This window comes from Pseudomonas sp. TMB3-21 (genome assembly GCF_054898145.1).
In genome coordinates, this window is record NZ_CM142718.1 from 1,886,248 (window position 1) to 1,898,700 (window position 12,453).

The window sequence follows — 12,453 nt, forward strand, 5'->3', positions numbered from 1 at the left end:
CGGCCATGGAATTTCTGCTGTATCTGGCGCTCGGCGCCTGCGCGGGCGTGCTGGCTGGGCTGTTCGGCGTGGGCGGGGGGATCATTATTGTCCCGGTGCTGGTATTCAGTTTTACCTTGCAGGGCTTCGATTCCTCGATCCTGACGCACCTGGCGGTTGGCACATCCCTGGCGACGATCATCTTCACCTCGGTCAATGCCGTACTCGAGCACCACCGCCGCGGCGCCGTGCGTTGGCCGATCTTTGCCTGGATGACCGTCGGCATTCTGATAGGTGCCGGTTTTGGTGCGCTGACCGCTGAAGCGATTTCCGGCCCCAACCTGCAGAAAATCATCGGTGTGTTTGCGCTGATCATTGCGGTTCAGCTCGCGCTGGACTTCAAGCCCAAGGCCAGCCGGACAGTGCCCGGTAAAGTCGGGCTGACCGTGGCCGGAACGGTGATTGGCTGGGCGTCGGCAATTTTCGGCATCGGCGGCGGCTCGCTGACTGTTCCGTTTTTGACGTGGCGCAGTGTGCCGATGCAGCAAGCGGTGGCGACGTCTTCGGCCTGCGGTTTGCCGATTGCGCTGGCCGGTGCATCAAGTTTCATGATTCTGGGGTGGCACGATCCGCTGTTGCCGGCCCATAGTCTTGGTTTCATTTATTTGCCGGCGCTGATGGGGATCGCGCTGACCAGCATGATCTTCGCCCGCTTTGGTGCACGACTGGCCCATCGTCTGTCGCCGCGCCTGCTGAAAAGATTGTTCGCCGCTTTGTTGTTCTGCGTCGGCCTGAGCTTTGTGCTCTGACGGGCAGCGCAATACTGGCTTAATCCTGGCGTGACAGCGTCGCCCGGGCATTTTTTTGGTTTCAACTCTAACGAGGAGTCGCAATGCTGCCTTACCCGCAGATCGACCCGGTGGCCCTGGCCATCGGTCCGCTGAAAATCCACTGGTACGGGTTGATGTACCTGATCGGCATCGGCGGTGCGTGGCTGCTGGCGTCGCGCCGGCTCAATCGTTTCGACCCGACCTGGAGCAAAGAAAAGCTCTCCGACATGGTGTTCTGGATGTCGATGGGCGTGATTGTCGGCGGTCGTCTGGGTTATGTGCTGTTTTACGACCTGAGTGCATACCTGGCCAACCCGACGCTGATTTTTGAAGTGTGGAAGGGCGGCATGTCGTTCCACGGCGGGTTCATCGGCGTGATGCTAGCGGCATTGTGGTTCGGCAAGAAGAACGGCAAGTCGTTTTTCCAGCTGATGGACTTCGTTGCACCGATGGTGCCGATCGGCCTGGGCGCCGGGCGCATCGGCAATTTCATCAACGCCGAGTTGTGGGGCAAAGCCACTGACGTGCCTTGGGCGATGGTGTTTCCGACCGATCCGGCGCAACTGGCGCGTCACCCGTCGCAGCTCTATCAATTCGCGCTGGAAGGTGTGGCGCTGTTTGCGATCCTGTGGATATTTTCGCGCAAGCCGCGGCCCACCATGGCGGTCTCCGGGATGTTCGCGCTGTTTTACGGGATCTTCCGTTTCATCGTCGAGTTCGTCCGCGTGCCCGACGCGCAGCTCGGTTATCTGGCGTGGAACTGGCTGACCATGGGTCAGGTGCTCTGCGTACCGATGATCCTCGGCGGGCTCTTCCTGATCTGGCTGGCCTATCACCGCGCACCGGCAGCGCCAGCAGCGGCCGTATAAATTGGAGCCCGGGGCGACGGCCCCGGGTTCAAGGACACAGGTAATTCATGAAGCAATATCTCGAACTGGTCGCCCACGTCATCAAGAACGGCACCAAACAGGCCAATCGCACCGGCATCAACACCATCAGTTTTCCAGGTGCGATGCTGCGCTACGACCTGAAGGAAGGTTTCCCGGCGATCACCACGCGCAAGATGGCCTTCAAATCGGCCATCGGCGAGATGTGCGGTTTTCTGCGCGGGGTCAACAACGCTGCCGAGTTTCGTGCGCTGGGCTGCAAGGTCTGGGACCAGAACGCCAACGAAAACGCGCAGTGGCTGGCCAACCCGTTCCGTCAGGGCGAGGATGATCTCGGCGAAATCTACGGTGTGCAGTGGCGCAAATGGCCAGCGTACAAGCAGATCCCGATCAGCAACAATGCCGCCATCGAGCAGACCCTGAGCCAGGGCTATCGGCAGATCGCCGAAGGCGAGGAGAACGGCCAGGCCTATGTGGTGCTGTACAAAGCGATCGATCAGATTCGCCAGTGCATCGACACGATCATCAAGGACCCGGGCAGCCGCCGTATTCTGTTCCACGGCTGGAATGTGGCGCAGCTGGACGAAATGGCCTTGCCGCCTTGCCATCTGCTGTATCAGTTCCACCCGAATGTCGAGACCAAAGAGATCTCGCTGACGCTCTACATCCGCTCCAACGATCTCGGCCTGGGCACGCCGTTCAACCTGACTGAAGGCGCCGCGCTGCTGAGCCTGATCGGGCGCCTGACCGGCTACACGCCGCGCTGGTTCACCTATTTCATTGGTGATGCGCACGTTTACGAGAACCATCTGGACATGCTCAACGAGCAGCTCAAGCGCGAGCCGTTCCCGATGCCGAAGCTGGTAATCAGCGATCGCGTGCCGGAGTTCGCCAAGACCGGTGTGTATCAGCCCGAGTGGCTGGAACAGATCGAGCCGGGTGATTTCTCGCTGGAAGGGTATGAGCACCACCCGCCGATGACCGCGCCGATGGCGGTCTAAGCTCCAACGCAGCACCCCTGTGGGAGCGGGCTTGCTCGCGAATGCGGTATGCCAGTCGACATCAGTGTTGCCTGACACGACGCCTTCGCGGGCAAGCCCGCTCCCACATTTGGTTTTGAGGTGTTCTCAGTGCCCGTGACTGCGGCCCACATGCGAATGCTCCACCTCCGTCGCCACGACCCCGCCACTCACTTCCAGCCGCTGCAGAATCCCGCACTGATCGACCTCCGGCCCTTCACCACAGCGTTGGCGCAGGTCCAGCAGTTGTGCCTGCAACGCCATCAATCCATCAATTCGCGCTTTGACGTGATGGATATGTTCATCAACCAGCGCATTTACGCTTTCGCATTGATCCTGCGGACTGTCGCGCAACGCCAGCAAACTGCGGATTTCCTCCAGCGTCATGTCCAGCGTTCGACAATTGCGGATGAACGTCAGGCGTTCAGCGTGGGCCTGGGTGTAAACACGGTAGTTGCCATCGCTGCGCGCCGGCTCCGGCAGCAGGTGTTCGCGCTCGTAATAGCGGATGGTCTCCACGGCGCAGTCGGTGAGTTTCGCCAGTTCTCCGATCTTCATGAGGGGTATTTCCGAATAGGTGCTTGACCCTATAGTGGCTACAGGGTCTTTACTTGGCAACAGGCATCTTTATGGACGAAACCAATGAGCGATTCCCGGCACACGCACAAACATGAGGCCGCAGATACTTGCTGCAGCGTACCCGAACCCGCGCCCAAGCATGCGCATGGCGGTGCCTGCTGCTCGTCGAACGCTGCAGCGCCTGCGCTGGTCCAGTTGACTGAAGCGCCCAGCGCCGACGCGCGGCTGAGCAGTTTTCGCATTGACGCAATGGATTGCCCGACCGAACAGACGCTGATCCAGAACAAACTCGGCAAGCTCGCCGGCGTGCAGCAACTGGAATTCAACCTGATCAACCGCGTGTTGGGTGTCACTCACGACCTGCCGGGCACGGCGCCCATCATCGACGCGATCAAGTCCCTCGGCATGCACGCCGAGCCGTTGGAGCAGGGCGTCGACGCGCCGGCCCCGGCACCCGATAAAAAATCCTGGTGGCCCTTGGCGCTGTCCGGCGTGAGCGCGCTGGTCGCCGAAGTTATCCACTTCACCGACGCCGCGCCGAACTGGGTGGTGGCGGTGATTGCGCTGGTCTCGATCCTCAGCGGCGGCCTCGGCACTTACAAAAAGGGCTGGATCGCCCTGAAGAACCTCAATCTCAACATTAACGCGCTGATGAGCATCGCGGTGACTGGCGCGATCCTGATCGGGCAGTGGCCGGAAGCAGCGATGGTGATGTTCCTGTTCACCGTCGCCGAACTGATCGAGGCGAAGTCGCTTGACCGTGCACGCAACGCCATCAGCGGTTTGATGCAGATGACCCCGGAGCAGGCCACCGTGTTGCAGGCCGACGGCAGCTGGAATTTACAGGACGTCAAAACCGTCGACCTCGGGGCGCGGGTTCGTGTTCGGCCTGGCGAGCGAATCGGTCTCGACGGTGAAGTGGTGTCGGGTAACTCGACGATCGATCAGGCGCCGATAACCGGCGAAAGCCTGCCGGTCGAGAAGACCCTCGGCGACAAGGTGTTCGCCGGCACGATCAACCAGGCGGGATCGCTGGAGTACTCGGTGACCGCTGCGGCCACTCATTCGACCCTGGCGCGGATTATTCATGCCGTCGAACAGGCCCAATGTGCGCGGGCGCCGACCCAGCGTTTCGTCGACCAGTTTTCAAAAATCTACACGCCTGCGGTGTTCGTCATGGCCTTGGGCGTGGCGGTGATTCCGCCGCTGTTCATGGGCGCAGTCTGGTTTGACTGGATCTACCGGGCGCTGGTGTTGCTGGTGGTTGCGTGCCCATGCGCTCTGGTGATTTCCACCCCGGTGACCATCGTCAGCGGCCTCGCGGCGGCGGCGCGCAAAGGCATCTTGGTCAAGGGCGGCGTCTATCTGGAGGGCGGTTACAAGCTCGATTATCTGGCCTTGGACAAAACCGGCACGATCACCCACGGCAAACCGGTACAGACGGACTACTTGTCGCTGGATCCGACTGCAGATGAAACTGCGCCGGCTATTGCTGCGGCGCTGGCCGGCCGTTCGGATCACCCGGTGTCGTTGGCGATTGCCAATGCGGCGCAGGACAAAAATCTCGCTGCGCTGACTGTGGATAACTTCGAGGCACTGGGCGGGCGTGGTGTACGTGGCGACATCCACGGCCAGACCTATCACCTGGGCAATCACCGCCTGGTCGAAGACCTCGGCCTGTGTTCGCCTGAGTTGGAAGAGAAGCTGTTCGCCCTGGAAAAACAGGGCAAATCCGTGGTGCTGCTGCTCGACTCGTCCGGCCCCTTGGCGCTGTTCGCTGTGGCGGATACGGTGAAAGAGTCCAGCCGTGAAGCGATCCGGCAACTGCACGAACTGGGCATCAAAACCCTGATGCTCACCGGCGACAATGCCCACACGGCGCAGGCCATCGCCGCACAGGTAGGGATTGATCAGGCGCAGGGCGATCTGTTGCCGACGGACAAGCTGCAAGCCATCGAGGCACTTTATGCACGGGGCCATCGGGTCGGCATGGTCGGCGACGGCATCAACGATGCACCGGCGCTGGCGCGTTCCGAAATCGGCTTCGCAATGGCCGCTGCCGGGACCGATACTGCGATAGAAACTGCCGATGTCGCCCTGATGGACGACGATCTGCGCAAAATTCCGACATTCATCAAGCTATCGCGTCAGACCTCGCAAGTCCTCAAACAGAACATCGCCCTGGCATTGGTCATCAAAGCGATCTTTCTTGCGGTAACCTTTGCCGGGTTCGCTACGATGTGGATGGCGGTGTTTGCCGACATGGGCGTCGCCCTGCTGGTGGTGTTCAACGGTTTGCGCCTGTTGCGTAAATGAGCAATGAGGGAAAGCAGTGCTGAGTGCCGAGCTGAAGGCGTTTTATATGGTGGCCCGCCTGGGCAGCATCACCCTGGCGGCGAAGAAGCTTGGCCTCAGTCAGCCGACGGTGACCACGCAGATTCGCCAGCTGGAAAGCCAGTATTCGGTGGAGTTGTTCTATCGCGGTGGCCGTCGCCTTAGCGTCAGTGATGAGGGCGCGCGCCTCCTGCCGATGGTCAAGGCGCTGTTGCAGCAGGAAGCAGACATCGAGTTTTTCCTGCGCAACAGCGGCCAGGTTCAGGGCACATTGCGCATCGCCGCCACGGCGCCGTACTACATTCTCGATCTGGTGAAGGCTTTTCGCGAGCGTCTGCCGCAGGTGGAAGTGTCGGTGGAGATCGGCAATTCCCAGCAAGTGATCGAGGCGCTGGAGGATTATCGGGTCGACGTTGCCGCTTCCTCGCAGATGCTCGACGATGCGCGGCTGATCCGCCGGGTGCTCGGCAGCGATCCGCTGGTGCTGGCGGTGCATCGCAATCACCCGCTGGCGGTGCACGACCATGTGCCGCTGAGCGCACTGGCCGGGCATACCTTGTTGATGCGCGAGTCGGGCTCGACCACCCGGCGCTTGACCGAAGAGTTGCTGGCCGGCGCCGGGGTCAGCTTCGGCCCGTTGCTGGAGATTGGCAGCCGCGAGTCGATTCGCGAAGCGGTGCTGCGCAACATCGGCATCAGCCTGATCGCTCGTCAGGAAGTCCCGCACGACCCGCAATTGCGCGTGCTAACGCTGGAAAATGCGCCGCAGATTCCGGAGTATTTGTATTGCCTCAAGGAACGCAAAGGCGCGCGATTGCCGGCGGCGTTTCTGGGGTTGGCGCAGGAGATGTCGCCGATCTGAGATGTAGGGTGTCTGCTCTGCCGTCATCGCGAGCAGGCTCGCTCCTACAGTTTGACCACATTCCCCTGTAGGAGTGAGCCTGCTCGCGATGACGGTAGATCAGGCACCAAAAATCCCAACCCAAATCCCTGAATACTACTATCAGCCATTTTTGCCTCACTGCCACATGACAGACGCATTACATCCCTAGGATGAGCCTCATCTGCTTGATGAGGCCTGTCCATGAACCACTCGATCGCAACTGCCCTGACCAACCCCGGTGCGCCGATGAAAGTGCGGGGCGTGCAGAAACGCTTCGGCGCCTTCACCGCGCTGGACAACGTCTCGCTCGACGTCGCGGCCGGTGAGCTGGTGTGTCTGCTGGGCCCGTCGGGCTGTGGCAAAACCACGCTGCTGCGCTGCATCGCCGGTCTCGAGAAGCAGGACAGCGGCGAACTGTACCTCGGTGATCGCGACGTTTCTCACCTCGCACCGCAGGCGAGGGACTACGGCATTCTGTTCCAGTCCTACGCGCTGTTCCCCAATCTCACTGTCGAAGCGAACATTGCCTACGGCCTCGCCGGCAGTGGCCGCGATGAAGTGCGCAAGCGCGTCGGGCAGATGCTGGAACTGGTCGGCCTGATCGGCAGCGAGAAAAAGTACCCGGGCCAGTTGTCCGGCGGCCAACAACAACGTGTTGCCCTGGCCCGCGCCCTGGCCCCGGCGCCTTCTCTGTTGCTGCTCGACGAACCGATGTCGGCCCTCGACGCCCGGGTTCGCGAGCATTTGTGCACCGAGCTGCGCCAACTGCAGCGCAACCTCGGCGTGACCACGCTGATGGTCACGCACAACCAGGACGAAGCCATGCTGATGGCCGACCGCATCGCTGTGATGAACAACGGCAAGGTCGAGCAATACGCCTCACCGCAAGACATCTACGACCGACCGGCGACCCCGTTTGTGGCGGAATTTGTCGGCCAGGGTAACTGGCTGCCCTTCAACCGCAGCAGCGATAGCCACGCGCAAGTCGGCGGCATGAGCATGCGTCTGGCCGACGGCAGTGCGAAAACCGCGTCGGGCCGTTTGTTCTGCCGCCCGGAGGCGATCAACGTCAACCCGCCGGTGCATGAGGAAAACCTGTTCCCGGCGAAAATCCGCGAAATCACCTTCCTCGGCAATCGCTGCCGCATGAGTTTCGAACTCGATCAACTGCCCGGCCACGCCTTGCTCGCCGAGCTGGCGCCGGAATCCATGCCGCGCCTCGGCGCGCAGCAGATTATGGTCGCTTTGCCCCCGCGCAGCTTGCAGGTGTTCGCCTGATGAGCGCGAACATCGCGCTGCCGATACCGCACAAGCAGGTTCGGCAGACCTCCCGTGCCGAGATCGGCGACCGGGTGTTCGTGGTCGGCGGCAAAGTCCTCTTGCTGGTGCTGCTCGGCGTAGCGGTGTTGATGCCGTTAATGGCCATTTTCTGGCGCGGCTTCAGTTCGGAAGCCGGGCAGGGCGGTGGCTGGGTCGCCGCACGGGAGCTGGTCACCAGTGCGAATTTTCACTGGCTGGTCGGGAACAGCCTGAAAGTTTCCCTCAGTGTGGCGGCCATCGTCGTACCGCTGGCCTACCTGTTTGCCTACGCCCTGCAACGCACGTTGATTCCTGGCAAAGGTATCTGGCGCGGCATCTCGCTGCTGCCGTTGATGGCGCCGTCGATGTTGCCAGGGATCGCTCTGGTCTATCTGTTCGGCAATCAGGGCATGTTGCGCGGTTTGCTCTCGGACAACATCTACGGTTTCTGGGGCATTGTGCTGGGTGAGGTCATTTACACCTTCCCACACGCCTTGATGATTCTGCTGTCTGCGCTGTCCCTCGCGGATGCGCGACTTTTCGATGCCGCCTCCAGCATGGGCGCCAGTCCGGCCAAAGCCTTTCGCAGCATTACCTGGCCGGCGACGCGTCAGGCCGTGTTCGCGGCGTTCTGTCTGGTGTTCACCTTGACCATCACCGACTTCGGCGTGCCCGTCGTTGTCGGCGGTGATTATCAAGTACTCGCGCTGGAAGCCTACAAAGCCGTGGTCGGCCAACAGCAGTTCGGTCGCGGCGCGCTGATCGGCATGGTTCTGCTGCTGCCGGCGCTGCTGAGTTTTGCGGTGGATGCCTGGCAGCGTCGGCGTCAGGGCGATTCCATGAGCGGTCGGGCGCAGGTCTTTCAACCGGCACCTTCGAGGCTGCGCGATGGTTGCTACCTCACCATCGTCTTGCTGCTCTGCGCGGCGTTGCTGCTGGTGTTCGGCATGGCCGTTTTCTCGTCGCTGGTGAAATTCTGGCCGTACAACCTGTCGCTGTCGCTCAACCACTACCAGTTCAATGACACGGCGGGCGGCGGCTGGCTGGCCTATGGCAACAGCGTGAGGATGGCCATCTGCACGGCATTGATCGGCAGCGTGCTGATCTTCACCGGTGCCTACCTGATGGAAAAAACCAAAGGCCAGCGCGGACTGAACCTGACCCTGCGCATGCTCAGCTTTGTACCGATGGCGGTCCCCGGCCTGGTGCTCGGCCTCGGTTACGTTTTCTTCTTCAACCTTACGGGCAACCCGCTGCATGTGCTCTACGGGACCATGACGCTGCTGGTGGTCTGCACCATCGCTCACTATCTGACCACTGCACAAATGACCGCGACCACCGCGCTGCGTCAGCTCGATGCCGAGTTCGAAGCTGCCGCGCTGTCGCTCAAGGCGCCGCTGTATCGGCATTACCTGCGCGTCACCGTGCCGATCTGCCTGCCAGCGCTGCTGGACATCGTGCGCTACCTGTTCGTCTCGGGCATGACCACCGTCTCGGCCGCGATCTTCCTCTACAGCCCCGACACCATTCTCGCGGCGGTGGCGGTGCTGAACATGGACGACGCCGGCAACGTCGGCGGCGCGGCGGCGATGTCGACCCTGATTCTGTTTACCTCAGCGGGCGTGTCCCTGCTGCTGGCCTGGGCCTCGCGCGGTTTGTTGCGCCGGTCCCAGGCCTGGCGGCAGACCGCGCCCGGCAACTGATTCGCAGCCTTTAAATCGCTGCCTTTAAATCGAAAGCCCCTCAACTCAAAACAGGAAAAGATCATGTTCAAGCCCCTGGCCCTGGCCGCTGCTGTCCTCTCTGCTTTCAGCCTGAACGCCTTCGCGGCGACCACTGAGTTGACGGTGTACACCGCCCTCGAAGCCGAACAGCTGAAGACGTATAAACAAGCCTTCGAAAAAGCCAACCCGGACGTCGAGATCAAATGGGTGCGCGATTCCACCGGCATCATCACCGCCAAACTGCTCGCTGAAAAAGCCCGTCCGCAGGCCGACGCGGTCTGGGGCCTGGCCGCTTCGAGCCTGGCGATTCTCGATCAGCAAGGCATGCTGCAAACCTACGCGCCAAAAGACCTGGATAAGATCGGCGGCAACTATCGCGACGCCGCCAACCCGCCTGCGTGGGTTGGCATGGACGTCTGGGCCGCGACCATTTGCTTCAACACCGTCGAAGCGGAGAAGCAGGGTTTGAGCAAACCGGTGAGCTGGCAGGACCTGACCAAACCTGAGTACAAAGGCAAGATCGTCATGCCTAACCCGGCGTCGTCCGGCACCGGTTTCCTTGACGTCAGCGCCTGGCTGCAAACCTTCGGCGAGAAGCAGGGCTGGCAGTACATGGACGACCTGCACCAGAACATCGGCCAGTACGTTCACTCCGGTTCCAAGCCGTGCAAACTGGCCGCGGCAGGTGAATTCCCGATCGGCATTTCCTTCGAATACCCGGCTGTTCAGCTGAAACGTCAGGGCGCGCCGCTGGACATCATCCTGCCAAAAGAGGGCTTGGGCTGGGAGATCGAAGCGACCGCTGTGATCAAAGGCACACCGCACGAAGAAGCGGCGAAAAAGCTGGCTGATTTCTCTGCCAGCCCGGCGGCGATGGATTTGTACAAAGAGAACTTTGCTGTCCTTGCGCAGCCTGGCATCGCCAAGCCGCAAACCGAATTGCCGGCGGATTACGAGCAGCGCCTGATCAAGAATGACTTTGCCTGGGCCTCGAAGAATCGCGATGCAATCCTGACCGAGTGGCGCAAGCGCTATGACGGCAAGTCCGAGAAGGTGGTTGCCAAGTAAATCTTCATTGACTGACAGGGCCTATTCGCTGGCAGGCCAGCTCCCACAGTTTCAGGGCAGCTACAGAATTTGTGTTTAGCGCCAACCCTGTGGGAGCTGGCCTGCCAGCGATAGCGGTCTTTCATTCAGGACATTATTCAAATGACTCACCACAACGACATGCTGATCATCGGCGCCGGCATCCTCGGTCTGTCCCACGCCTACGCCGCTGCCAGACGCGGCCTCAAAGTCACGGTTTTCGAACGCAGCGAAACCCCGTTGGGCGCCTCGGTGCGCAATTTCGGCCAGGCACTGGTCACCGGCCAGCCGCCGGGCCAGATGCTCGAACTGGCCAAAGCCAGCCGCGCTATTTGGGGCGATTGGGCCCAACATGCCGGCCTGCAACTCAAGCGCAACGGCTCGTACCTGTTCGCCCGCACCGAAGCCGAAGAGCACCTGCTGGAAATGTTTTGCGCCGGCCGCGCCGTGGAGCACGATTACCGCGTCGAGCTGTTGCAAGGCGCTGCGCTGCGCGACCTGTATGGCGGCCAGTTTCGTCATCACCGCGCAGCATTGCACGGCATCGAAGATCAGCAGTTGTACTCGCGCGAAGCAATCCCGACGTTGATCGACTACCTGCGCCGCGAACTCGGTGTCGAGTTTCACTTTTCGACGCTGGTGCGCGACATCGAGCCGGGTAGGGTGCACAGCACCGCAGGCACTTTCAGCGCCGAGCAGATCATCGTCTGCTCCGGTCACGATTATCAGACACTGTTGGCAGAGCCGATCGCCGCGCTCGAACCGCAGATCTGCCGCCTGCAAATGCTGCGCGCCCGACCGCAGCAAAATCTTAATCTGCAGCACGCACTGCTCACCGGTCTGAGTTGCGTGCATTACGGGGCCTTCGCCGATCTGCCGGAAGCGGCCGCGGTGCAGGCGCAAATCCTGCGCGAGCAACCGCACTTGCATGACAACGGCATACACCTGCTGATCAGCCCGACGCCTTACGGGGAGTTGATCATCGGCGATTCCCATCACTACGGCCGCGATCCTTCGCCGTTCAATGCCGAACAGGTTGACGACTGGATGATCGAGCTGGCCGAGCAAACGCTCGGCTGCAAGGTGCAGGTGGTGGAGCGCTGGCAGGGTGTCTACGGTGCACGAGGGCCGGGGCCGTTCTCGTTTTTGCGGCCGATGCCAGGCGTTAGCGTAGCCTTGATGCACAGCGGTGTTGGCATGAGCGTCGGCCCGGCGATGGCGGAGCGTAATGTCGCGACGCTGTTGGGCGAATGTTGATGGACCGCACGGCGCAGGTTGTTGAAGAGGTGTTCGGCTTGTACGAACGCTTTGGCGACAGTGACTACATCGGTGAGCCAGTGTCGCAGCTCGAACACATGTCCCAGGCAGCTGAGCTGGCCATGGCTGAAGGCTTCGATGATGAAGTGGTGCTCGCGGCGTTCTTTCATGACATTGGTCACATCTGCGCCGCTGACAATGCCGAGAACATGGGCGGGTTTGGCGTGGTCAGCCATGAACGCCTCGGCGCCGATTACCTGCGACGCGCCGGCTTCAGCGAACGCCTGGCGCGGCTGGTGGAATACCACGTGCAAGCCAAGCGCTATCTGACGCTCAGGGAGCCCGACTATTTCGAGCGGTTGAGTGAAGCCAGTCGTCGGACATTAGAGTATCAGGGTGGGGTGATGACCGAGCTGGAGGCTGAAACTTTCGAGCGTGATCCGCTGTGTGCGGTCAGTTTGCGTATGCGTCAGTGGGATGAGTCGGCCAAGGAAATGCGTGTGCCGGTGATTGATTTGGGGTTGTTGAAAGCGAAGGCGTTGCGCTTGCTGGCAGCGTGAAGTTTCGAAACCGAGC

At 61.2% G+C, this 12,453-nt stretch carries 11 protein-coding genes; 10 read left to right on the forward strand and 1 reads right to left on the reverse strand.

What is annotated here, in order from left to right:
- Nucleotides 1-5 precede the first annotated feature (5 nt).
- The 3 genes from ACYZTS_RS08715 (at nucleotide 6) to ACYZTS_RS08725 (ending at nucleotide 2,697) form a co-directional block, all read left to right on the forward strand.
- Nucleotides 6-788 (forward strand): sulfite exporter TauE/SafE family protein, encoded by a 783-nt coding sequence (locus tag ACYZTS_RS08715; RefSeq protein WP_028623901.1) that lies wholly within the window; start codon nucleotides 6-8, stop codon nucleotides 786-788.
- A gap of 83 nt (nucleotides 789-871) precedes the next feature.
- Nucleotides 872-1,678, forward strand: coding sequence for a prolipoprotein diacylglyceryl transferase (gene lgt / locus ACYZTS_RS08720; RefSeq protein WP_028623902.1), 807 nt, complete (start codon nucleotides 872-874; stop codon nucleotides 1,676-1,678).
- 47 nt (nucleotides 1,679-1,725) lie between these two features.
- Nucleotides 1,726-2,697, forward strand: a complete 972-nt coding sequence (locus tag ACYZTS_RS08725) for a thymidylate synthase (protein ID WP_028623903.1) — start codon at nucleotides 1,726-1,728, stop codon at nucleotides 2,695-2,697.
- A 126-nt stretch (nucleotides 2,698-2,823) separates the two neighbouring features.
- On the opposite strand, the gene cadR is transcribed toward ACYZTS_RS08725, so the two are convergent.
- Entirely contained in the window at nucleotides 2,824-3,273 is a 450-nt protein-coding gene (cadR, locus tag ACYZTS_RS08730; protein ID WP_461995357.1) for a Cd(II)/Pb(II)-responsive transcriptional regulator, read from the reverse strand.
- Nucleotides 3,274-3,357: 84 nt separating this feature from the next.
- Here cadR and ACYZTS_RS08735 point away from each other — a divergent pair, with 84 nt between their 5' ends.
- The 7 genes from ACYZTS_RS08735 (at nucleotide 3,358) to ACYZTS_RS08765 (ending at nucleotide 12,437) form a co-directional block, all read left to right on the forward strand.
- The gene (locus ACYZTS_RS08735; RefSeq protein ID WP_461995359.1) at nucleotides 3,358-5,610 is read left to right on the forward strand and encodes a heavy metal translocating P-type ATPase; all 2,253 of its coding nucleotides are present in this window, start codon (nucleotides 3,358-3,360) and stop codon (nucleotides 5,608-5,610) included.
- Between the two features lie 16 nt (nucleotides 5,611-5,626).
- Nucleotides 5,627-6,490: a LysR family transcriptional regulator gene (locus ACYZTS_RS08740; RefSeq protein WP_461995361.1), complete on the forward strand. Its 864-nt coding sequence runs from the start codon at nucleotides 5,627-5,629 to the stop codon at nucleotides 6,488-6,490.
- Between the two features lie 222 nt (nucleotides 6,491-6,712).
- Nucleotides 6,713-7,789, forward strand: coding sequence for a putative 2-aminoethylphosphonate ABC transporter ATP-binding protein (locus tag ACYZTS_RS08745; protein ID WP_461995362.1), 1,077 nt, complete (start codon nucleotides 6,713-6,715; stop codon nucleotides 7,787-7,789).
- Nucleotides 7,789-9,513, forward strand: coding sequence for a putative 2-aminoethylphosphonate ABC transporter permease subunit (locus tag ACYZTS_RS08750; RefSeq protein ID WP_461995364.1), 1,725 nt, complete (start codon nucleotides 7,789-7,791; stop codon nucleotides 9,511-9,513). Before ACYZTS_RS08745 ends, ACYZTS_RS08750 begins: the two co-directional genes overlap by 1 nt.
- A 63-nt stretch (nucleotides 9,514-9,576) precedes the next feature.
- Nucleotides 9,577-10,602, forward strand: coding sequence for a putative 2-aminoethylphosphonate ABC transporter substrate-binding protein (locus tag ACYZTS_RS08755; protein WP_028623909.1), 1,026 nt, complete (start codon nucleotides 9,577-9,579; stop codon nucleotides 10,600-10,602).
- Nucleotides 10,603-10,743: 141 nt separating this feature from the next.
- Nucleotides 10,744-11,877: a TIGR03364 family FAD-dependent oxidoreductase gene (locus ACYZTS_RS08760; RefSeq protein WP_461995366.1), complete on the forward strand. Its 1,134-nt coding sequence runs from the start codon at nucleotides 10,744-10,746 to the stop codon at nucleotides 11,875-11,877.
- The gene (locus ACYZTS_RS08765) at nucleotides 11,877-12,437 is read left to right on the forward strand and encodes a phosphonate degradation HD-domain oxygenase (protein ID WP_461995368.1); all 561 of its coding nucleotides are present in this window, start codon (nucleotides 11,877-11,879) and stop codon (nucleotides 12,435-12,437) included. The genes ACYZTS_RS08760 and ACYZTS_RS08765 overlap by 1 nt, the downstream gene beginning before the upstream one ends.
- Nucleotides 12,438-12,453 lie beyond the last annotated feature (16 nt).

Excerpts from the sequence above, each read along its gene's own strand:
- ACYZTS_RS08750 (WP_461995364.1), top strand. The coding sequence starts at position 7,789 with ATGAGCGCGAACATCGCGCTGCCGATACCGCACAAGCAGGTTCGGCAG.
- ACYZTS_RS08745 (WP_461995362.1), top strand. The coding sequence starts at position 6,713 with ATGAACCACTCGATCGCAACTGCCCTGACCAACCCCGGTGCGCCGATG.
- cadR (WP_461995357.1), bottom strand. The coding sequence starts at position 3,273 with ATGAAGATCGGAGAACTGGCGAAACTCACCGACTGCGCCGTGGAGACC.
- ACYZTS_RS08715 (WP_028623901.1), top strand. The coding sequence starts at position 6 with ATGGAATTTCTGCTGTATCTGGCGCTCGGCGCCTGCGCGGGCGTGCTG.
- ACYZTS_RS08725 (WP_028623903.1), top strand. The coding sequence starts at position 1,726 with ATGAAGCAATATCTCGAACTGGTCGCCCACGTCATCAAGAACGGCACC.
- lgt (WP_028623902.1), top strand. The coding sequence starts at position 872 with ATGCTGCCTTACCCGCAGATCGACCCGGTGGCCCTGGCCATCGGTCCG.
- ACYZTS_RS08735 (WP_461995359.1), top strand. The coding sequence starts at position 3,358 with ATGAGCGATTCCCGGCACACGCACAAACATGAGGCCGCAGATACTTGC.
- ACYZTS_RS08760 (WP_461995366.1), top strand. The coding sequence starts at position 10,744 with ATGACTCACCACAACGACATGCTGATCATCGGCGCCGGCATCCTCGGT.
- ACYZTS_RS08765 (WP_461995368.1), top strand. The coding sequence starts at position 11,877 with ATGGACCGCACGGCGCAGGTTGTTGAAGAGGTGTTCGGCTTGTACGAA.
- ACYZTS_RS08755 (WP_028623909.1), top strand. The coding sequence starts at position 9,577 with ATGTTCAAGCCCCTGGCCCTGGCCGCTGCTGTCCTCTCTGCTTTCAGC.